The 18,366-nt window shown below is 63.6% G+C and carries 24 protein-coding genes; 13 read left to right on the forward strand and 11 right to left on the reverse strand.

All coding sequences use genetic code 11. The features are described from left to right. Nucleotides 1–123: 123 nt before the first annotated feature. From BRA1253DRAFT_RS05180 to BRA1253DRAFT_RS05205, 6 genes are all read left to right on the forward strand, one after another. The gene (locus BRA1253DRAFT_RS05180; protein WP_007591836.1) at nucleotides 124–867 is read left to right on the forward strand and encodes a tyrosine-protein phosphatase; all 744 of its coding nucleotides are present in this window, start codon (nucleotides 124–126) and stop codon (nucleotides 865–867) included. A gap of 40 nt (nucleotides 868–907) precedes the next feature. Further along, the gene (locus BRA1253DRAFT_RS05185) at nucleotides 908–1,588 is read left to right on the forward strand and encodes an SDR family oxidoreductase (protein ID WP_007591838.1); all 681 of its coding nucleotides are present in this window, start codon (nucleotides 908–910) and stop codon (nucleotides 1,586–1,588) included. A 39-nt stretch (nucleotides 1,589–1,627) separates the two neighbouring features. Then, nucleotides 1,628–1,825, forward strand: a complete 198-nt coding sequence (locus BRA1253DRAFT_RS05190) for a hypothetical protein (RefSeq protein WP_007591840.1) — start codon at nucleotides 1,628–1,630, stop codon at nucleotides 1,823–1,825. Continuing rightward, the gene (locus BRA1253DRAFT_RS45050) at nucleotides 1,822–2,076 is read left to right on the forward strand and encodes a hypothetical protein (protein ID WP_007591841.1); all 255 of its coding nucleotides are present in this window, start codon (nucleotides 1,822–1,824) and stop codon (nucleotides 2,074–2,076) included. Before BRA1253DRAFT_RS05190 ends, BRA1253DRAFT_RS45050 begins: the two co-directional genes overlap by 4 nt. A 183-nt stretch (nucleotides 2,077–2,259) precedes the next feature. Then, the gene (locus BRA1253DRAFT_RS05200; RefSeq protein WP_007591842.1) at nucleotides 2,260–2,946 is read left to right on the forward strand and encodes a DUF2161 domain-containing phosphodiesterase; all 687 of its coding nucleotides are present in this window, start codon (nucleotides 2,260–2,262) and stop codon (nucleotides 2,944–2,946) included. A 95-nt stretch (nucleotides 2,947–3,041) separates the two neighbouring features. Continuing rightward, complete coding sequence (locus BRA1253DRAFT_RS05205; protein WP_007591844.1) at nucleotides 3,042–3,347, forward strand: hypothetical protein; 306 nt, start codon at nucleotides 3,042–3,044, stop codon at nucleotides 3,345–3,347. A gap of 81 nt (nucleotides 3,348–3,428) precedes the next feature. On the opposite strand, the gene BRA1253DRAFT_RS05210 is transcribed toward BRA1253DRAFT_RS05205, so the two are convergent. The 7 genes from BRA1253DRAFT_RS05210 to BRA1253DRAFT_RS05240 form a co-directional block, all read right to left on the reverse strand. Beyond that, nucleotides 3,429–4,058: a GNAT family N-acetyltransferase gene (locus tag BRA1253DRAFT_RS05210; RefSeq protein ID WP_007591845.1), complete on the reverse strand. Its 630-nt coding sequence runs from the start codon at nucleotides 4,056–4,058 to the stop codon at nucleotides 3,429–3,431. Between the two features lie 150 nt (nucleotides 4,059–4,208). Beyond that, nucleotides 4,209–4,610 carry a PaaI family thioesterase gene (locus BRA1253DRAFT_RS05215; RefSeq protein ID WP_007591846.1) on the reverse strand — a complete coding sequence of 134 codons (402 nt, stop codon included), beginning with the start codon at nucleotides 4,608–4,610 and terminating at the stop codon, nucleotides 4,209–4,211. A gap of 171 nt (nucleotides 4,611–4,781) precedes the next feature. Beyond that, nucleotides 4,782–5,984, reverse strand: a complete 1,203-nt coding sequence (gene kynU, locus BRA1253DRAFT_RS05220) for a kynureninase (protein ID WP_007591847.1) — start codon at nucleotides 5,982–5,984, stop codon at nucleotides 4,782–4,784. An 8-nt stretch (nucleotides 5,985–5,992) separates the two neighbouring features. Next, nucleotides 5,993–6,832, reverse strand: coding sequence for a tryptophan 2,3-dioxygenase (kynA, locus tag BRA1253DRAFT_RS05225; RefSeq protein WP_007591854.1), 840 nt, complete (start codon nucleotides 6,830–6,832; stop codon nucleotides 5,993–5,995). A 33-nt stretch (nucleotides 6,833–6,865) separates the two neighbouring features. Next, nucleotides 6,866–7,675 carry an alpha/beta hydrolase gene (locus BRA1253DRAFT_RS05230; RefSeq protein WP_007591860.1) on the reverse strand — a complete coding sequence of 270 codons (810 nt, stop codon included), beginning with the start codon at nucleotides 7,673–7,675 and terminating at the stop codon, nucleotides 6,866–6,868. Nucleotides 7,676–7,919: 244 nt separating this feature from the next. Next, nucleotides 7,920–9,197, reverse strand: coding sequence for an ArgE/DapE family deacylase (locus BRA1253DRAFT_RS05235; RefSeq protein ID WP_007591861.1), 1,278 nt, complete (start codon nucleotides 9,195–9,197; stop codon nucleotides 7,920–7,922). A 54-nt stretch (nucleotides 9,198–9,251) separates the two neighbouring features. After that, nucleotides 9,252–9,977, reverse strand: coding sequence for a pyridoxamine 5'-phosphate oxidase family protein (locus tag BRA1253DRAFT_RS05240; RefSeq protein ID WP_007591862.1), 726 nt, complete (start codon nucleotides 9,975–9,977; stop codon nucleotides 9,252–9,254). A 74-nt stretch (nucleotides 9,978–10,051) separates the two neighbouring features. Here BRA1253DRAFT_RS05240 and BRA1253DRAFT_RS05245 point away from each other — a divergent pair, with 74 nt between their 5' ends. Beyond that, on the forward strand, nucleotides 10,052–11,524 hold the full coding sequence (locus tag BRA1253DRAFT_RS05245) for a PLP-dependent aminotransferase family protein (RefSeq protein ID WP_007591864.1): 1,473 nt from the start codon (nucleotides 10,052–10,054) through the stop codon (nucleotides 11,522–11,524). A gap of 67 nt (nucleotides 11,525–11,591) precedes the next feature. Beyond that, nucleotides 11,592–11,840 (forward strand): DUF6719 family protein, encoded by a 249-nt coding sequence (locus tag BRA1253DRAFT_RS05250; RefSeq protein ID WP_007591866.1) that lies wholly within the window; start codon nucleotides 11,592–11,594, stop codon nucleotides 11,838–11,840. 3 nt (nucleotides 11,841–11,843) lie between these two features. Here the strand turns inward: BRA1253DRAFT_RS05250 and BRA1253DRAFT_RS05255 are convergent, their stop codons facing one another. Next, nucleotides 11,844–12,206, reverse strand: a complete 363-nt coding sequence (locus BRA1253DRAFT_RS05255) for a hypothetical protein (RefSeq protein WP_007591868.1) — start codon at nucleotides 12,204–12,206, stop codon at nucleotides 11,844–11,846. Between the two features lie 35 nt (nucleotides 12,207–12,241). Then, nucleotides 12,242–12,406, reverse strand: coding sequence for a hypothetical protein (locus BRA1253DRAFT_RS44315; protein ID WP_007591870.1), 165 nt, complete (start codon nucleotides 12,404–12,406; stop codon nucleotides 12,242–12,244). Between the two features lie 419 nt (nucleotides 12,407–12,825). Here BRA1253DRAFT_RS44315 and BRA1253DRAFT_RS05260 point away from each other — a divergent pair, with 419 nt between their 5' ends. After that, nucleotides 12,826–13,035 (forward strand): hypothetical protein, encoded by a 210-nt coding sequence (locus tag BRA1253DRAFT_RS05260; protein WP_007591871.1) that lies wholly within the window; start codon nucleotides 12,826–12,828, stop codon nucleotides 13,033–13,035. A gap of 53 nt (nucleotides 13,036–13,088) precedes the next feature. Here the strand turns inward: BRA1253DRAFT_RS05260 and BRA1253DRAFT_RS05265 are convergent, their stop codons facing one another. Continuing rightward, the gene (locus BRA1253DRAFT_RS05265) at nucleotides 13,089–13,637 is read right to left on the reverse strand and encodes a CreA family protein (protein ID WP_007591873.1); all 549 of its coding nucleotides are present in this window, start codon (nucleotides 13,635–13,637) and stop codon (nucleotides 13,089–13,091) included. 208 nt (nucleotides 13,638–13,845) lie between these two features. On the opposite strand from BRA1253DRAFT_RS05265, the gene BRA1253DRAFT_RS05270 reads away from it, so the two are divergent. The 4 genes from BRA1253DRAFT_RS05270 (at nucleotide 13,846) to BRA1253DRAFT_RS05285 (ending at nucleotide 17,872) form a co-directional block, all read left to right on the forward strand. After that, nucleotides 13,846–15,459, forward strand: coding sequence for a L,D-transpeptidase (locus BRA1253DRAFT_RS05270; RefSeq protein WP_007591875.1), 1,614 nt, complete (start codon nucleotides 13,846–13,848; stop codon nucleotides 15,457–15,459). Between the two features lie 92 nt (nucleotides 15,460–15,551). Continuing rightward, on the forward strand, nucleotides 15,552–16,121 hold the full coding sequence (locus BRA1253DRAFT_RS05275) for a glutathione peroxidase (protein ID WP_007591877.1): 570 nt from the start codon (nucleotides 15,552–15,554) through the stop codon (nucleotides 16,119–16,121). A 165-nt stretch (nucleotides 16,122–16,286) separates the two neighbouring features. Continuing rightward, nucleotides 16,287–17,312, forward strand: coding sequence for a polysaccharide deacetylase family protein (locus BRA1253DRAFT_RS05280; protein ID WP_007591880.1), 1,026 nt, complete (start codon nucleotides 16,287–16,289; stop codon nucleotides 17,310–17,312). Nucleotides 17,313–17,320: 8 nt separating this feature from the next. Next, complete coding sequence (locus BRA1253DRAFT_RS05285) at nucleotides 17,321–17,872, forward strand: hypothetical protein (protein ID WP_007591882.1); 552 nt, start codon at nucleotides 17,321–17,323, stop codon at nucleotides 17,870–17,872. Nucleotides 17,873–17,883: 11 nt separating this feature from the next. Here BRA1253DRAFT_RS05285 and BRA1253DRAFT_RS05290 read toward each other — a convergent pair whose 3' ends face one another. Continuing rightward, entirely contained in the window at nucleotides 17,884–18,336 is a 453-nt protein-coding gene (locus BRA1253DRAFT_RS05290; RefSeq protein ID WP_007591884.1) for a DoxX family protein, read from the reverse strand. Nucleotides 18,337–18,366 lie beyond the last annotated feature (30 nt).

Consider the following 18,366-nt stretch of genomic DNA (forward strand, 5'->3'; position numbering starts at 1 on the left):
CGTCAGATTGAAAAAGGGTCGAAACAACGAAGTTTCGGCCCTTTTTGATTCCGGACTTGATTACAGGATCATGTGGTCCCACAGCCGTCACCGACCGTTTCAGATGCCTGACAAGACACCTCCATGAAAGACTCCCCTGCCCGCCATCTCGCCCTGCAGGGCGCCAGTAATTTTCGCGACCTCGGCGGCTATCCGACCGCAGATGGCCGTACCACGCGCTGGCGGCACATCTTCCGCTCCAACCATCTCGGCCAGCTCACTGCCGCCGATGTCGAGATCGTCCGCGCGCTCGGCGTGCGCAGCGCCTTCGATTTTCGCGGCGTCGAGGAGCGCGCGGCGGGTGTCTGTGTGGTCGACGAGATCGCCGTGCATTCGTTGCCGATCGAGCCGACGGTCGTGGCTGCGCTGCGCGCCGAGCTCGCCAGGGGCAGGCTGACCGCGCCGGTCGCGCTCGAACTCATGCGCGAATCCTATCGCAACTATGTCCGCCACAACACGGCCAGTTTCCGCAACATGTTCGGGCATCTCCTGGAGGACCACGCGCCGCTCGTCATTCACTGCACCGCCGGCAAGGATCGCACCGGCTTTGCCAGCGCGCTGATCCTTCATGCGCTCGGCGTAGCCGACCACGTCATTGCCGAGGACTACCTGTTGACCAACCTGCACTACAAGCGCGACGCGTCAAACGTCTCCGATCTTCCTGCCGACGTTCTCGACGCGATCGGCACCGTCGAGGCCTCTTATCTTGCCGCTGCTTTCGAGGCCGTCGGTAGCGAGTATGGCGATCTCGAAACCTACTTGCGCGACGGTCTCAAGCTCGGCACAGCGGAGCGGACCGCGCTGAAGGCGCGCTATCTGCAATCGTAAGCGGCCGTAAATCTTGAGCGGCCGCGCCGGGAGAACGATGATGCAAGGCAAGGTTCTGATCGTGACCGGAGCACTCGGCGCACTTGGAAAAGTCGTCGCCGAGACCGCGCAGTCGCGCGGCGCGCGCGTCGCCGGCATCGACCATGCGCCATCGCAAATCTCCGCGACGCCTGAGCGCATCGAGATCGGCGGCGTCGATCTGTCCGACGCAGCACAAGCAAAGACGGCGGTCGAGGCGGCGGCGAAGCATTTCGGCCGGCTCGATGCGCTGATCAACATTGCCGGCGGCTTCGCCTTCGAGACCGTCGGCGACGGCGACATCAAGACATGGCAGCGCATGCATGCGCTCAACTTGCTGACGGCGCTCAACGCCTCGCACGCGGTGCTGCCGCATCTGGCCGCGTCCAAGGCCGGCCGCATCGTCAATATCGGCGCCATGGGCGCGCTTCAGGCCGGCTCCGGCATGGGCCCCTACGCAGCGTCGAAAGCCGGCGTCCATCGCCTCACGGAGGCGTTGGCGAGCGAGTGGAAAGGCAAGGTGACCGTGAACGCAGTGCTGCCTTCAATCATCGATACCAAGGCCAACCGCGCCGACATGCCGAAGGCCGACTTTGCCAAATGGGTGACACCGCAGGAGCTCGCCGAAGTCATCCTGTTCCTCGCCAGCGATGCCGCCAGCGGCGTCACCGGCGCGCTGATCCCGGTCGGCGGGCGGGTGTAGCATCTTTTCCCGGGCCCATCGGGCTGCTATATTTGAACAATGACAACTGAAGATATCGAACGAGCGATCGAACGGCTTACGCCTGACGAATTGGTGCGGTTTCGCGCCTGGTTCGAGCAGTTCGATGCACAACGCTTCGATCATGTCCTGGAGCAGGACATCAAGGCGGGTAAGCTCGATCAATTTGCCGAGGAAGCGCTGAGCGATTATCGCGCCGCCCAAACGCGCGACTTGTGAAGCACACCGCTTCCACGAGATTCTGGAAGGCTTATGAGGCCTTGCCCGTCAATGTTCGGCGGCTCGCCGATGCCAATTTCAAGCTGCTGAAGAACGACCCCACTCATCCTTCGCTTCAGTTCAAACGGGTCGGTCGATTTTGGTCCGCCAGAGTCGGCCTACGTTACCGCGCCCTGGCTATCGAATCTGACGGCGCCTGCGTTTGGTTCTGGATCGGCTCGCACGCAGACTACGATCGTCTCATAGGCTAAAGGCGTCAATCCGGCACCAACAGCGGGAGATTGCCTCTGAAACGGATGCTCTGCTTGCCGGCGAGTGCGATGCCCCCGCCCATGTCGTCTGTTCCCCGTCAAATGGCTCAGAGCCCTAAGTCCGTTCCGGGCTAAAGTGCCGAGACTGATTCTCCGATCGGACGTGACACTCGGAAGCTTCCTTTGGAAACCACGCTCTATTTGCCCGTAAAACGCTTCCTCGAAGAGCTCGGCTTCACGGTCAAGGGCGAAATCGGCGGCTGCGATCTCGTGGGCCTTAGCGCCGGCGATCCGCCGGTGGTGGTGATTGGCGAGCTCAAGCTGACCTTCAATCTCGAGCTGATCCTTCAGGCCGTTGATCGTGCACCGGCCGGCGACGAGGTCTGGATTACCGCAAAGATGTCAGTGCGCGGCAAGGGACGCGAGACCGACGCACGCTACCGCAATCTCTGTCGCCGCCTCGGCTTCGGCATGCTCGGGGTGACCGACAGGGGCCAGGTCGAGGTGCTGGTGAAACCGCCGACGGCAGCGCCACGCCGCGAGCCGAAGGTCCGTTCCCGCTTGGTCGCAGAGCATCAGCGCCGCCAAGGCGATCCGGTGCTGGGCGGCAGCACGCGCGCGCCGATCATGACGGCCTATCGGCAGCAGGCGTTGGCCTGCGCCTCGGAGCTTGCAGCAGGCCCGCGGAAGGTGAGCGAATTGCGCCAACGCTGTCCCGATGCCGGCAAGATCATGCTTAACAATGTGTATGGCTGGTTCGAACGCACCGAGCGGGGAATCTACGGGCTGACGGAAGCGGGCCACGCGGCGCTGAAACGCTGGCCACAGCAGCGGGTTGCGGATGTTGCCGGTGTCGCGTCACCACCCTGACACCCAACCGGTGCATAGCTGAGATGCCGCACCGATTTCATATTGCAATGCAACATAGACGGCACTAGGTATCCCGGCATCGAAACGAGGCCGTTATGAACGCAGACTGGAATACCAAATATGGCACGCGGCGCGTGCGCCACGATCCGCCGACCCTGGACGAGGCGATCTTCGCTGCCGTCGGCATCACCGATGATCAGGAGCAGCAGGCCGAGATCGCCGCAGCCCTGATGGGTATGCCGCTCGATGTCGTCCAGGCCGAGGTCAAGAAACAGGTTCGCACCAACAGCCGCATCACCTCGACGCGCGTGATCGCCGGCGAACAGGGCGCGCAGCGCTCGGTGGTGGTCGAACGCCGTGTCGTGCGCCGCTTCGGCAACGACAAGCGCACCGGCACCTGAGCGCTTAGTTCCCTTATATCCAATACAAAAGCGGACCGGTTTTGCCGGTCCGCTTTTTTGATTCCAGTCGGCTTTTTCAGGTCAGGCGGCGCGATTACCGTAGATGCTGGAAATGATCTTCCAGCAGGTCGAGTTGAAGCTGATCAGAGCGCGGCCGGCTGTGAATGGCGAGGCCGCAAGATCAGCGAGCTCGTCCTCAGGCGCCTTGGCGAGATCGATCGTACCGGTCGATTCGCCGTGACGGAATTGCAGATGCGCCCCAAACTTCCTGGCGAGCGCGCGCATCGCGTGATTCTCGGCGCCGGTGGTAATGCGCAGGCGCTTGTAGCCTTTCCAGCGCGCTTCCGCGATCAGGCGGCTGAACAGCACAGTGCCGACGTTCTGGCGCCGCGCCGAGGCTTCGACGCTGAAGGCGACCTCGGGCAACGAATCGCCCTCGGGCGGATGCAGCTCGGCCGCCCCGCGGACCACGCCATCCACGATATAGGCGACGATCACGGTGCCGTCCTCGGCACAGCGGGCTGCGTAACGCTCGATAAAACTGTCGTCGAGAAAACCGTTGAAGCGATCGTGCCGGCTTTCGGCATCGAGCCTCAGCAGATGATCGCGCAAAAGCGGCAATTCTTCCTGCTGGCTCAAGGTGCGCACGTAGCCCTGAACGGACTTCGGGCGGCTGGTTACTTCAAGTCCAAAATCTGCTGCGAGTGACAAGTCAAAACTCCTCTTGGTGTCCCTCGAGGAGGCGTTCGAATCCCTAGGCCTCCAATATTGTGCATCGCAACAAACTTTTCAAGACGGGAACCTGCCCAAGTTTCGGGCATTGGAGGCGACTAATTCGTTAATAAAATCAAGCCCCCGTATTCATACGAGGACCAGTTGGGTCTGCGTCACCACCGCGACCAGCTTGCCGTCCTCGGTCTCCAGCCGGGTGGTCCAAACCTGGGTGCGCCGGCCTCTGTGGATTGGGGTGGCGGTCGCGACCACCGTGGTTCCCTCCTTGGCCCCGCCGATGAAATTGGTCTTGCTCTCGAGCGTGGTCGTGCCCTTTGCGTCCTCCGGCAGATTGATCACGGTGGCCGCCGCGCCGACGGAATCGGCCAGCGCCATCACCGCGCCGCCGTGAATGGTGTGATGAAGCGTGCAGAGATCGGGCCTGACCGTCATCCGCGCCACCACGCGATCTTTCCCGGCCTCGACGAACTCGACGCCCTTGAGTTCGGCAAACGGCATCTTCATCGCTTTAAGTTTTTCGAGCGGCGTCATCGGATCTCCTCCCAAATCATTCTGCTCACAGGGTGAATTGCTCTGCGCGACAAAGCAATGACGTCCGAGGTCATCAGTGCGAGCGCAGCGAAGCAATTCGAGAATCTTTCCGCTGATACATTTCTGGATTGCTTCGCCGCGCTCGCAATGACGGGAGACAGCCGTCGTATCTCACGTCACCGCATTCACCACCTGATACTCCGGCCGCCGCCAAATCTCGCCCGCGATCACCTCCTCGATGAACTCGGCTGCCCGCAGGATCTCGCTCTCGCCGATATAGAGCGGTGTGATGCCAAACCTCATGATGTCAGGCGCGCGGAAATCGCCGATGACGCCACTGGCGATGAGGGCCTGCATCGCGGCGTAGCCGCCGTCGAAAGCGAAGGAGACCTGAGAGCCGCGCCGCTCATGGGTGCGCGGCGTAACAAGCTTCAAGGACGGACAGCGGCGCTCGACCTCTGCAATCAGGAGATCGCCGAGCGCCAACGAACGCGCCCGGACCTCCGCGATATCGACGCGGTCCCAAATGTCGAGCGAGGCCTCCAGCGCCGCCATTGCCAGCACCGGCGGTGTTCCGACGCGCATGCGCTCGACACCGCCGGCGGCCGCATAGGCAAGCTCGAACGCGAACGGCTTTGCGTGTCCCATCCACCCCGACAAAGCGGCGCGCACGCTGTCGGCGTGGCGCGGCGCGACGTAGAGGAAGGCCGGCGCGCCGGGGCCGGCGTTGATGTATTTGTAGGTGCATCCGGCGGCGAAATCAGCGCCGGTGCCTGCAAGGTCAACCGGCAGCGCCCCGGCCGAATGCGCGAGGTCCCACACCGTGACGATGCCGAGCGCATGCGCTCTCGCAGTCAGCTTCGCCATATCGTGGCGTCGTCCGGTGCGGTAATCGACCTCGGTGATATAGAGCACCGCGATCTCCTCCGACAACGAAGACTCGATCTCCTCCGGCGCCACCAGGCGCAATTGATAGCCACGTCCAAGCGTCGCGATCAGGCCTTCAGCCATGTAGAGGTCGGTCGGAAAGTTGCCGGTGTCCGACAGAACGATTTTGCGCGATGCGTTCATGTCCAGCGCGGCGGCGAGCGCCTGATAGACCTTGAGCGACAGCGTATCTCCGACCATGACAGAGCCGGCTTCCGCACCGATCAGTCGCGCGATGCGGTCGCCGACATGGCGCGGCTGGGCATACCAGCCCGCCGTATTCCACGCGCGGATCAACTCATCGCCCCACTCGGCGATGATGACGCGGCTGACGCGCTCGGCAACGCCAAGCGGCAACGCCCCGAGCGAATTGCCGTCGAGATAGATCACACCGTCGGGCATATGGAACAGCGCTTTGGTGTCGTCGTAAACGCGAAGCTTGGTCATGAAAATCTCTACAGGATCGTGCGCACGCGCCAGAGCTCGGGAAACAGCTCGACCTCCAGCATGCGCTTGAGGTAGCTCACGCCGCCGGTGCCGCCGGTGCCGCGCTTGAAGCCGATGACGCGCTCGACCGTCGTCACATGGTTGAAGCGCCAGCGCCGGAAATAATCCTCGAAATCAACCAGCTTTTCGGCCAGCTCGTAGAGCATCCAGTGCGTTTCCGGCGCTTCGTAGACGATACGCCAGGCCTGCAGCACACCTTCGTTGAAGCTATGGGTCTCGCGAACATCGCGCGCCAGCACCGCCGCGGGCATCTTGAGCCCGTTGCGGTCGGCGAGCCGCAGCACCTCGTCATAGAGGCTCGGCGTCGCGAGCTCGGCTTCGAGCAGCTGCGTGGTTCCCAGATCGTGCGCGTGCGGCTTGAGCATGGCGTGGTTGCGGTTGCCGAGCAGGAATTCGATCAACCGGTATTGCCGCGACTGGAAGCCTGAGGACTGGCCAAGCTGCGAGCGGAAGCGCGTATACTCGCTGGGCGTCATGGTGCGCAGCACGTCCCAGGCGCCGTTGAGCTGCTCGAAGATACGCGACATCCGTGCCAGCATCTTCATCGCAGGCTGCACCTCATCCTTCGCGATCGAACGGCGTGCGGCGCTGAGCTCGTGGATGGCGAGCCGCATCCACAGTTCGGTGGTCTGATGCTGGATGATGAACAGCATCTCGTCATGCGCTTCCGACAGCGGATGCTGCGCGCCGAGGATCGCGTCCAGCGCCAGATAGCTGCCATAGGACATGCGCCGTGCGAAATCGGTCTCGGCGCCTTCGCTTGCGGGATCGTATTGGCTGGACGTCATGGCAGGCCCTTTCGATCGATCTTTGAGGCCTGGTCAGTCGAGGCCGATCAGGCGCGCGGTAATTGGCGACGACGGATCCTTGAGAGCGTCGATCACGGTGAAATGGTTCAGTCCGGGATCGACGACAAGACGCGTCGGCACGTCGAATCCAGTCCAGACATTGGCCATCAGATCGGACTGGCGGATGAATTCGGGCCGCTCGTTGCCGCCGACCCAGGCGGTCACGGGCGAAGGCCCGCGCGGTAGATGCAGCGCGGCGCTTTCCAGCGTCGCCTCCTCCATCGTCATGCGCAGGGTGTCGTTCATCCTGGTCTTGAGCAGCGGACGCAGATCATGCAGGCCGCTGATGGACAGCGTCCCAGCGATGCGGTTGAAGACGGCGGGATCGAGCCGGCTATCATCGCACAGCATGCGCGTGACGAGATGACCGCCCGCGGAATGGCCGGCGAGCCGGATCGGCCCCGCGACCAGCGCGGCCGCCTTGGCGATCGCTGCGGTGATTTCCGCCGTAATGTCGGAGATGCGCGCGGCCGGCGTCAGCGTGTAGCTTGGCATTGCCACCGCCCAGCCATGATGGCGCGCGCCTTCGGCGAGATCAGTCCATGTCGATTTGTCGAAGCGCATCCAGTAGCCGCCGTGGACGAACACAACGAGGCCCTTGCTGTCGCCGTCGGGCAAGACGAGGTCGAGGCGCTGGCGCTCGCCGGAGCCATAGGCGATGTCGGCGCGAAACTCCTTCAGCCCGGCCCGATAAGCCGCCGCCCGCTCCGCCCACAGCGCCGGTATCTTGTCCGAGCCCGGGATATGGGCCGAATTGGCGTAAGCGTCATCCCAATCGCGCATCGTTGCTTCCTCGGACTCGTCCTGCGGACCGGGCGTTAGTCTGCCACCGGCGCGGGCGGCATCCTAGTCTTTATTTTAAGCTTAAAGGATTTTGGAACGCCGGTGGATTGGGCAGCGGACCGGCAGGATATTTGTTTCGTCATTGCGAGGAGCGTAGCGACGAAGCAATCCAGACTGCCCCGGCGGGGGATACTGGATTGCTTCGCTGCGCTCGCAATGACGGCCGAGAGAGCCGAGCCTGTCGCTACCCCTTCTCGACCCCGCACCAATCCGCAATGAACAGCGCCATCGCCTTGGTCGTCTTCTTCAGCGAGTCCAGATCGACATACTCATTGAAGCCGTGCATCTCGCCGCCACTCGCGCCGAAACACAGGCTCGGGATACCGTGATTGAGGCCGTAGAAGCGGGTGTCGGTGAGCGCGGTGAAGACGAGGTCTTCGATCTGGCCGCCATAAACGGTGCTGAAGGCCTTGCCGAACGCCGCCTCAGGCGCGGCGGCCTCGGTCAGCTCATAGCCTTCCGACAAAAAGCCCGACCATTCGACCTCCGGCGGATTGTTGGCGAGGAAGCGGTGGTTGCGCGCGGCAGCAGCAACGCAGGCCATGATCTCCTTCTGGTGATCGGCGATCGACCAGCCCGGCAACACGGCAATCCGGCAATCGACGTCGCACCAGGCCGGCACGCTGGAGGCCCAGTCGCCGCCCTTGATGATGCCGGGGTTGAAGTTGATGGGATGGTTCAGCGTCTTGAAGTGACGATCGGCTTTCGCGCGCTCGTTCCACTCGATCTCGAGTTTTTGCAGCGCCTGGATCAAATGATAGGCCGCCATGATTGCGTTCGCGCCGGAGCCGGCGAAGGCGACATGGGTCGGATGGCCCTTCACGCGCAGGCGGAACCAGATCACGCCAACCTGCGAGCGCACCATCTTGCCGCCGGTCGGCTCAGGAATGAAGCAAGCATCCGCACGATAGCCCCGTTGAAGCGTCGAGAGCGCGCCGACGCCGGTGCTCTCCTCCTCGATCACGGACTGGAAGTGAATCCGCGCCGTCGGCCTGAGGCCCGCGGCCTTGATCGCATCGAGCGCGGAGAGCGCTGCGATGGTGCCCGACTTCATGTCGCAGGCACCGCGACCGAACATCTTGCCGTCCTTGATGACGGGCGAGAACGGCGGGGTGTCCCACAGTTCCAGCGGCCCGGCCGGCACGACGTCGCAGTGGCCCTGGAGGATCAGCGATTTGCCCGCCTCGGTTTTGGGCCGGTACGTGCCGACCACAGTGCGCGCCTTCGAAAAATCATGCTCGATGGGCCCGAAGCCGCGCAGATCCTTGAGGTCGTCGACATTGATGTGCCAGTCGTCGACCTCGTAGCCGCGCGCGCGCAGGAGGTCGCCGATCATGTCCTGGCATGGCCCCTCCGCACCGCGGGTCGAGGGGATCGCGACGAAATCGCGTGTGGTCGCGAGCTGGGCTTCGAAGCCGGCATCGACGGCGTCAAGAATCCTCTGCTGCGTTTCGGCATTCATCAGGCAACTCCAATCGGGCATTGAGATCATCGATGGAGCGCAAGCTAGCCGATTTCAGCCGTTCGGGTACTCTGCAAAATAGGCATCCCGCAATGCATCTTCGAGCGGCCGGCCCTCCGAATAGCCATTCAGCGTCGCCGGCCTGCTCACGCCGTCGAGCAGCCGCGGGCAAGGTTCTGGCGCGCCAATCACCGTGCGCACCGGGATGCGCTCGGCATAGATCGGCAATTCATAGTCCTCCTCGTCGTCGGCGACGCCCTTGGCGCGGATCTTCGCGGAGGCTTCCTCGATTTCCATCGCGATGAAGGAGGTCGCCTTGATCTCCTGTGTGTTGCTCGCCCGCAGGCTCGCAGTGCGATCCGGGAAGAAGCGGTCGACCATCGCGATGACCGCGCGTTCTTTCTCCTCGGGATCGGTGACGAGATAGGCGGTGCCGAACGCCATCACGGCGCGGTAGTCGGCCGAGTGATTGAACCCACATCGCGCCAGCACCAGGCTGTCGAGATGGGCGACCGTCAGGCACACACGCTCGCCCCGGGTCTGGTTGCGCAGCATGCGGCTGGCGCTCGAGCCGTGCCAATACAGCTTCGTCCCTTCGCGCCAGAAAAAGGTCGGCGTGCAATAGGGTTGGCCGTCGATCGCGTAGGAGACGTGGCAGAGCATCGAGGAATCCAGGATGCGATGAACGGTGTCGTAATCGTAGAAGCCGCGATCGTGACGGCGCTTCACCTGGTTGCGCGCAGATGTCGGATAGGAATTTTGGTTCTCGGTCTGGCTCACGGCCGCTCCTGTCGGATTGGAACACTTCCAGGGCAGTTGTAGCCGCGGATTTGGTCTGCGATAGTGCCAATTCCATGCGAAAAATTCCGACCAATTCTGTCCCCTCGCCGGCCAAGGCCGAGCTGCCGCTCGACCTCGCGGGACCGCACATCACGGCTGGCGCCTCGTCGGCGCACCGGCTGTATCAGGCACTGTGCGAGATGATCGTCGGCGGTCTGGTGAAACCCGGCGAGCCGCTGCCGCCGTCGCGCACGCTGGCCAAACAGACCGGCTTTCGCCGCAATGCCGTCGTCACCGCCTATGAGCGGCTGATCGCCGACGGCTTTGCCGACGCAACCGTCGGCTCCGGCACGTTCGTCGCCGCGCGCATCCCCGCGCGCGCGGCCGAGCCGAAGCGGCCGAAGATCAGCGTCGAAACGCCGGGGCAAGGCGCGTTTTCGCTCGGCTGCACCCATATCGACGCGCGCGCCGTGCAGCGTTTCCGCGCCTTTGTCGGCCGTCGCATGCGCGCCTTCGGCGCGGAGCATCTGCACTATGGCGATCCCCGTGGCAGCCGCGAGCTGCGTGCGGCGATCGCCGATCATCTGTTGTCGGCGCGGGGCCTGCGCTGCGATCCCGATCAGATCATGCTGACGTCAGGCACGCTGCACGCGCTGCGCATCGTGCTGAGCGCGATCCTGAAGCCCAACGACCAGGTCTGGTGCGAGGATCCAGGCTACCCCGCTGCGCGCAGAACCATCGCACATTGCGGCTATCGCGCCGTGTCCGTTCCCGTCGACGCGCACGGCATGCGGGTCGCCAGAGGCCGCGCAGCGGCGCCGTCCGCGCGCGCAGCCTATGTGACGCCGTCGCACCAGTTTCCGCTGGGTGTGCAGATGTCGATGCCGCGGCGGCTCGAGCTGCTGGACTGGGCCAGGCAAGCCGGCGCCTTCGTGCTGGAAGACGATTACGACAGCGAATTCCGCTACGACGGCGCTCCGCTGATGTCGCTGGCCGGCATCGATCACCTTCAGCGTGTGATCTACATGGGCACGTTCGCCAAGACGTTGTTTCCAGGTCTGCGCATTGGCTATTGCGCCCTGCCCGAGCGCTTGATCGCGGATGTCACCGCCGCGCGGGCCGCCCTCGACCGCTTTCCCGGCACGCTGATGGAGGGCGCGGTGGCCGACATGCTCAATTCCGGCGCCTTCGCAGCGAACCTGAAGCGCGTCCGCAAGCTTTACCGCGAGGCGCGCGACGCGCTGGCTGGGACGCTCGAAGCCGCATCCGACGGCGTGCTGTCGGTGCCGGTCCCATCGCAGGGTCTGCACCTTGTCGCCCGGTTCGATCCCTCGGTCGATCTGCTGGTGGCGGCAGACGCCAAGCAGGCCGCCGGCGCCGAAGGCTGGCTGTTGGCCGACACTTATTCACGCTCACGTCCACTGCCCGGTTTCGTGCTGGGATTTTCCGGCCACGCGATTCCGAATCTCGTGGCATCCGCCGAGCGGCTCGCGCGGGAATCGCGAGCGGCCTTGCGTGCGCGGCGCAAGCCGGCCCGGCGGGCATGACGAACGTTCACTATGAGAATCGGCAGCCGCTCCCTACATTGCGGCATCCATGCCGGGAGCTCACACCATGCTGCTACGCCGCGCGACTTGCCTCTCGCTCCTGATCTTCATCGCGCTCGCCGCGACGGCGCGCGCAGGCTCGGTCGGGCGCGAGCAGGACATCGTCGATCTCAAGCTCGGCCAGCGCGTGCAAGTCGACGACGGAACTTGTCCCGCCGGACAGGTCAAGGAAGTGCGCGGCGCCAAGATGACCGACAAGGGCGTCGCACGGACCAGCACCTGCGTGTCGCGGTTTGGCCCGAAATCGAAGCGATGAGCGCTACTTTGCCGGGTCGAACATGCATTGCAGGGTCGGCTTGGCGATCTTGGTGAAGGTCGGGCCGATTTCGGTCTGCTTTGCGGCCGGCACCCAGTCGGTCTCGATCGTCGGCACCCCGGTCTCGCTGATGCCGCGCAGCAGGGCCTCGCGGAGATCGCGATCCTCGACGACGGCGGCAGCATGATCGTGCAGACAGCCGCAAACCTCTTCCGGATGCTCCCACCGCCCGAGCATCCGCGGCGCGCATTGCCTCACGAACTCGGTACGGGGATCTGGTAATCTGGAGGGAGAGCGCACCTGCGCCTGAACGGCACTGATCGTCAGAAGGGATATGAACGCCGCGGCGCAGATACGAGCAAGCATGATGGCCTTTATCGGCTGATTTTTCTTGTTGGCGATCAGAAGCGCGCGGCAACCACGATCGGCTGGGGCGCCGGGGTCATGATCGGCGAACCGCTATACTGGAAAGTGCCGATACCGGGGACATTTCCGTCCGGCGAGCCTGCGAACGAGGAGCCGGCGAGCACGAAAGCGAAAGCAAGGATGAGGCTGAGCGTGCGCATGGAGTTCTCTTCCGAATTCGGTGGCCGGCGTGCGCCGTCGTCGTTGTGAGGTTGATAACCATGGGCGGTTTCGCGCGTGATGCGCCAAAGCCGGAAAATGGTTTCATCTCCGTGAGAATTGTTTCGTCCCGTTCGGGGCGACGACATATTCGACGGAAAATCTCAATCTTTTCAGATGGGTCGTGCGCCTACCCAATGTGGCCTGGCAGGTTCCGGGCGAGTTCGGATGCGCGCCGGAACGCTGGCGCCGTCATGATCCCGCCTCACTCCCTTCACATGCGTTTTACGTTTTTCTGCTGAAGAGAAGCCGAACGAAGGCTGGGTACTGTCGAACCGGCGGCGCTTCGACTGCGACCCAAGCTATCGAGACCGAGGACGCCCGGGTATCGCCGAGCGCGTTCATGCGAGGAACGGCCATCATGACGGCGCAAGATCGCGCAACGACGCGCGATGCAGACCAACGAACGGACCGCCGGGAGCAACGGCCTGTTCGCAGCAGCGCCAATTCGCCCGGCGAAATGGCGCTGCAATCGAGCCGTGGCTTTGAGGCCACGCCGCAATCATTCGTGCGGCTGACCGGCTCGCATCTTGCAAAACCGCGCGCCAGCCGCGCTGACATCATCGAGTGAACGCAAGAGCGTCACTGTGAACGCAAACCCCTCACTGAGTGAACGCAAGCGCGTCACTGAGTGAAGAACTCTCCACACTTCTGGACGTTCGCGTCCGCCGGGCCCCACGGCATGACCGGCACTGTCGAGGTCGAGTTCTTCGGTGAACCCTCGATCAGCCTGTCCGAATAGACCATGTAGACCAGCACGTTGCGCTTGGCGTCACAGCCGCGCACGATCTGCATTTTCTTGAAGAACAGCGACCGTCGCTGGCGGAACATGTCGTCGCCCTGCTCCATCTTGTTCTTGAACTTGATCGGGCCGATCTGACGGCAGGCGAGCGAAATGTCCGAGACCTCCTCGGCAAGGCCCAGCCAGCCCTTGAAGCCGCCCTTCTCCGGCACCGTGAAATGACAGGCCACGCCCTCGACTTCAGGATCGTCGAGGCCGTAGGTCGCAAGCTTGTCGTTCGGGCTCATCCATTTGAACACGGTCGAGCGGCGGAAGATCAAATCCGGCTCGTCCGCGGCGAAGGCGGACGCTGCCGGCCCGGTCAGCGCTAGGAGGAATAAAGCGAGGCCTTTCAAGCGGATGCTGGAAAGACTGGGGAAACGAGATGACATGAAGTTCTCCGGTAACAAGTCCCAGCAATGTAGGCATCGGGCGACCGATCAGGAAGACGACCGGCAAGCTGACACGGCCGCCGTTTACCGCTCCGTGAGGCTTTTTTGCTACTCTTTGGACAAAATTAGCTGATCGCAGAACCGCCGTGCTGGTGAACGCGTATCCCCTCTGAGAGACTAACATCTGATTTGGATTATGGATTCGATGATGAACAGCGTGAACGGGTCTGGTTTTTCTGCCAAACCGGCGCGATTTTGGCAGGTCGCCGTTTTGACGGCGGCGGGTGCGATCGGCACGGCGAGCCAAGCGGACGCGGCGTTTTATTACTGGACGGATTATTCCGACGGGTCCTATGGCCGCCAGGAGCGCCATCCCGACGTCCCGCGCCAGAAGCCGCAGAAGCGCGCTACGGCCGGCAAGAAAGACCTTGTTGCCGAAAAGGAAGCCGGCACGAAACCGCAAGGTCCTCTCGTCATCGTCGTCTCGATCGATCGGCAGAAGGTCACGGTCTACGACACCAACGGCGTGTTCGCGGAATCCCCGGTGTCGACGGGCATGAAGGGCCATTCGACGCCGATGGGTGTGTTCAGCGTCATCCAGAAGCACAAATTTCACCACTCCAACATCTATAGCGGCGCGCCGATGCCGTACATGCAGCGGATCACGTGGTCGGGCGTTGCCATGCACGCCGGCGTGCTGCCGGGCTATCCGGCCTCGCACGGCTGCATCCGCATGCCGATGGCGTTCGCGGTGAAGATGTGGAACTGGACCAGAATGGGCGCGCGCGTGATCGTTTCGCCCGGCCAGATGTCGCCGCAGAACTTCTCGCATCCGCTGCTTGCCTCGGTACGCGTGCCGCCGCAACCCGCGGCCAGCCTGGAGCCGCAGACCAATGCCGGCGACAAGGCCGACAAAGGCGCGGCAAATACCACGGCCACCGAAGCAAAGCCTGTTGAAACGAAGACCGCCAGCGCGGACGGCGTGCTCGAGCTGCGCTCGTCGGTCGGCCACACCGTGATGTCGGATGTGACCACCGGATATGCCCCGGCCCGCGAGGAGGCCGCGGCATCGGACGACCAGACCGAGACAACGGCAAGGCCCGAGACCAAGACTGCAGAAACGGCGGACGCGGCCAAGCCCCAGCCCGGAGACGCCGTGCAGCCCGCGAACACTGAAGCGAAGCCTGTCGAGGCCGCGGAGACGCCGAAGTCCGAACCCGCAAAGTCCGAAACCGTGAAGTCCGAGCCCGCGAAGACGTCCGATGCGCCGGCCATAGCGCAAGCGCAGGCGGCCACGCCCGACGTCAAGAAGGACGAAACCCGTATTGCCGATCCGGCGCCCGTGGCGAAACCTGAAGCGCTCAAGCGGGCGGGCCAGATCGCGGTCTTCATCAGCCGCAAGGATTCCAAGCTCTACGTGCGGCAGAACTTTGCGCCACTGTTCGACGTGCCTGTCACGATCGCCGCGAGCGATCGGCCGCTCGGCACGCATGTCTTCACCGCCGAGGTCGACAAGGCCGATTCCAATGCGCTGCATTGGTCGGTGGTGTCCTTGCCAGTGTCCGTCCGCTCTGCCGCGCGCGAAGACGACGGCCGTGTGACAGGCCGCCAGCGTGGCGCGGCCGTGATTCCCGTCGCCGCAAAGCCTGTGGTCACGCCGGACAGTCCGGCCGAGGCCCTTGACCGTGTCTCGATCCCGGCCGACACGATCGCGAAGATCAACGAAATGCTGACGTCAGGCGGCTCGATCATCGTCTCCGACCAGGGCATCAACCAGGGCGAGACTGGCGAAGGCACCGATTTCATTGTCCGCCTGTACTAGCGCGCTTCATCGCGGCAGATAACGCGGTGTTGACGAGGCCGCACGCAGCGGCGGGGTAACATGCGCGCCTGATCATTTCGGGGGACACCGTCATGATGAACCGCAGGACCATGCTCATCGCCGCCTTTGCAGGCACGCTGGCGCCGGCGGCGCGTGCACTGGCTGATGGCGGCATGAGCCGAATCTCCGCCTACGCCTTCTCTTTCCCGGCATTATCAGGCGACGACATCCGCCTTGCGGCCTTCACCGGCAAGCCACTGCTGGTGGTCAACACCGCTTCGCTCTGCGGTTACACGCCGCAATATGCCGGCCTGCAAGACATCTGGGGCGAGCTTCGCGAACGCGGCCTCACCGTCATTGGCGTACCCTCCAACGATTTCGGCGGACAGGAGCCCGGCGGCACCAGCGAGATCTCGGAAACCGCCCACCACCAATACGGCGTTACCTTCCCGATCGCGGCCAAGGCCGTCGTGGTAGGTGCGAAGGCGCATCCGTTCTACAAATGGGCGGCAGAGGCGCGCCCGCGAGAAGTTCCTCGCTGGAACTTCCACAAATATCTGATCGGCCGGGACGGTTATATCGCCGATGTCTTTGCATCTACGGTCGAGCCGGCCGACACGCGGGTCAAGACGGCGATCGCGAAGGCACTGGCCGACACTTGACGCCACGCGTTCCCAACCCGGTTGGGCACAATTGGGCTAGCGCGCCAAACAGCCGTTGCAATGGCGAGGGCCCACCATCTAGGCTAGGATCGTTAGGGGCAGGATGGTTTTGCCGGAGGCGAAAAGCCGCGGCGGAACAACGGGATCAATCTCGAGGACAACACCATGCGTGTGGCGGCAGGACTGATATTGGCAAGCGCGATGTCTCTGGCGATGACGGGCGCGGCATGGTCGCAGGCCCCGGCTGCAAAGCCCGCTGCCGCGACGCAGGCCGCACCGGCGGCAACACCGGCTGCGGCTGCGCCCGCTGCAGCTCCCGCACCCGCTCCTGCAGCAGCCGCCGCGCCGGCGGGCTTCGTCAATCCTCCCCCGCCTAAACAGGCGCCGCAGCCCGCCCGCGCCGCCTGCAACACGCCGGGCGCGCTCGGAGTCGCCCGCACCGTCGAGATCGACACCACGGGTGGTCCCGGCTTCGGCTTCGAGCATTTCAAGGAGCTCGATTTCCTGCGCGACCACGAGGTGGTGCTCACCTTCGACGACGGCCCCTGGCCCAAGAACACGCCCGCCGTGCTGAAGGCGCTCGCCGACGAGTGCACCACCGGCATCTTCTTCTCCATCGGCAAGCACGCGACCTACGAGCCGGAGATCCTCAAGCAGGTCTACGCGGCCGGCCATACCGTGGGCACCCACACCTGGTCGCACGCCAACCTCAACAACAAGAAGCTCACGGAAGCGCAGCGCAAGGAAGAGATCGAGAAGGGCCTTTCCGCGGTGAAATGGGCGCTCGGCGGCATTTCGCCCTCGCCTTTCTTCCGCTTCCCGGCGCTCCAGCATCCGCCGGAGATGGTCACCTATCTCGGCAACCGCAACACGGCGATCTTCTCCTGCGACATCGACTCCTTCGACTTCAAGGCCTCGAAGCCCGAGAAGGTGATCGAGACCGTCATGAAGAAGCTCGACAGCAAGGGCAAGGGCATCATCCTGATGCACGACTTCCAGAAGCACACTGCGGAAGCGCTGCCTGAATTGCTCAAGCGCCTGAAGGCCGGCGGTTACAAGGTGGTGGCGATGCGCGCCAAGTTCCCGGCCTCGACGCTGCCGGAATACGACCAGGAGCTGCTCAAGGACGTCAAGCTGCCGACGGTGAGCAACCGGCCGGTCAACAGCGTCGTGACGACGGTCTCCGAATAGCCGCGCCATTGTCCTTTCGGATCGAAGGCTACGTCATCGTCTCCGCGGACGGCATGCTCGCGGACGCCGACCATGTCATGCCCGACAGCCTGAAATTCGAAGGCGACAAGCTGTTCTTCGAGCAGGCGCTCGATCGCGCGGCACTGATCGTGCACGGCCGTCACTCGCACGAGCAGCAGCCGAATTCACCCAAGCGCAAGCGCCTGATTCTGACCCGCAAGATCGAGGCGCTGACCGTCGATCCCGAGATGCCGAACGCGACCTTGTGGAATCCGGATCACGCCAGCTTTGAGGACGCCTGCGCGTTCGCCGATGTCGCTTCCGGCACCGTCGCAATCATCGGCGGCCCCGTCGTGTTCGACATGTTCATGGATCGCTACGACACGTTCTGGCTGTCGGAAGCGCCGCATCTGCGGCTGCCCGGCGGCGAAGGCTGTTTTGTCGAAGTACCGGGGCGCACGCCTCAGGAAGTGCTGGCCTCACACGGGATGAAGCCGGGCGCGCCGTATCTGCTCGACGCCTCGCATGACGTGACTGTCACGCCGTGGCGCAGGATGTAGTGGTTTGACCGTCACACGTCCCCGTAGGCCGCCTCGGCCGGACGCGTAGCGCGGCCGTAGCCCATGATCATGAACAGCGCGCCGATGATGGACAGGTTCTTGAGCGCGTCGACCAGCATCTTGCCGTTGTCAGGGGGCACCTGGTTCCAGAAGTCGTAGAACAGGAAGGTCGCGACCGCGACATAGATGATCATCAACATCGCGAAGAAGCGCGCGCCGAAATTCAGCGCGATCATCACCCCCGCGATGATCTCGAGCACGCCAACCGCGATCGCCAGCAGCTGCGGCGTGGTCATGGCCGTCGCCGTCTCGATCTGCTTGGCGTAAGGCGCAATCATGTCGGGCACCACGACCTTGGCGGCGATGAAATCAACGGTCGCCTGCATGGCAAACAATCTTGCCGCACCCGTGTAGATGAACAGCACGGCGAACAGGATCCGCCCAAAAGTCACGAACGCTGGCATGATCGGCCTCTTTGCTCAGGCTTTTTGAAA

The organism is Bradyrhizobium sp. WSM1253, assembly GCF_000244935.1.
Classification (GTDB): domain Bacteria; phylum Pseudomonadota; class Alphaproteobacteria; order Rhizobiales; family Xanthobacteraceae; genus Bradyrhizobium; species Bradyrhizobium canariense.

What these genes read in the sequence shown, in the direction of transcription:
- BRA1253DRAFT_RS05180 (WP_007591836.1), top strand. Translation starts at nt 124, where the DNA reads ATGAAAGACTCCCCTGCCCGCCATCTCGCCCTGCAGGGCGCCAGTAAT.
- BRA1253DRAFT_RS05185 (WP_007591838.1), top strand. Translation starts at nt 908, where the DNA reads ATGCAAGGCAAGGTTCTGATCGTGACCGGAGCACTCGGCGCACTTGGA.
- BRA1253DRAFT_RS05190 (WP_007591840.1), top strand. Translation starts at nt 1,628, where the DNA reads ATGACAACTGAAGATATCGAACGAGCGATCGAACGGCTTACGCCTGAC.
- BRA1253DRAFT_RS05205 (WP_007591844.1), top strand. Translation starts at nt 3,042, where the DNA reads ATGAACGCAGACTGGAATACCAAATATGGCACGCGGCGCGTGCGCCAC.
- BRA1253DRAFT_RS05215 (WP_007591846.1), bottom strand. Translation starts at nt 4,610, where the DNA reads ATGACGCCGCTCGAAAAACTTAAAGCGATGAAGATGCCGTTTGCCGAA.
- kynU (WP_007591847.1), bottom strand. Translation starts at nt 5,984, where the DNA reads ATGACCAAGCTTCGCGTTTACGACGACACCAAAGCGCTGTTCCATATG.
- kynA (WP_007591854.1), bottom strand. Translation starts at nt 6,832, where the DNA reads ATGACGTCCAGCCAATACGATCCCGCAAGCGAAGGCGCCGAGACCGAT.
- BRA1253DRAFT_RS05230 (WP_007591860.1), bottom strand. Translation starts at nt 7,675, where the DNA reads ATGCGCGATTGGGATGACGCTTACGCCAATTCGGCCCATATCCCGGGC.
- BRA1253DRAFT_RS05235 (WP_007591861.1), bottom strand. Translation starts at nt 9,197, where the DNA reads ATGAATGCCGAAACGCAGCAGAGGATTCTTGACGCCGTCGATGCCGGC.
- BRA1253DRAFT_RS05245 (WP_007591864.1), top strand. Translation starts at nt 10,052, where the DNA reads ATGCGAAAAATTCCGACCAATTCTGTCCCCTCGCCGGCCAAGGCCGAG.
- BRA1253DRAFT_RS05250 (WP_007591866.1), top strand. Translation starts at nt 11,592, where the DNA reads ATGCTGCTACGCCGCGCGACTTGCCTCTCGCTCCTGATCTTCATCGCG.
- BRA1253DRAFT_RS05255 (WP_007591868.1), bottom strand. Translation starts at nt 12,206, where the DNA reads ATGCTTGCTCGTATCTGCGCCGCGGCGTTCATATCCCTTCTGACGATC.
- BRA1253DRAFT_RS44315 (WP_007591870.1), bottom strand. Translation starts at nt 12,406, where the DNA reads ATGCGCACGCTCAGCCTCATCCTTGCTTTCGCTTTCGTGCTCGCCGGC.
- BRA1253DRAFT_RS05260 (WP_007591871.1), top strand. Translation starts at nt 12,826, where the DNA reads ATGACGGCGCAAGATCGCGCAACGACGCGCGATGCAGACCAACGAACG.
- BRA1253DRAFT_RS05265 (WP_007591873.1), bottom strand. Translation starts at nt 13,637, where the DNA reads ATGTCATCTCGTTTCCCCAGTCTTTCCAGCATCCGCTTGAAAGGCCTC.
- BRA1253DRAFT_RS05270 (WP_007591875.1), top strand. Translation starts at nt 13,846, where the DNA reads ATGAACAGCGTGAACGGGTCTGGTTTTTCTGCCAAACCGGCGCGATTT.
- BRA1253DRAFT_RS05275 (WP_007591877.1), top strand. Translation starts at nt 15,552, where the DNA reads ATGATGAACCGCAGGACCATGCTCATCGCCGCCTTTGCAGGCACGCTG.
- BRA1253DRAFT_RS05280 (WP_007591880.1), top strand. Translation starts at nt 16,287, where the DNA reads ATGCGTGTGGCGGCAGGACTGATATTGGCAAGCGCGATGTCTCTGGCG.
- BRA1253DRAFT_RS05290 (WP_007591884.1), bottom strand. Translation starts at nt 18,336, where the DNA reads ATGCCAGCGTTCGTGACTTTTGGGCGGATCCTGTTCGCCGTGCTGTTC.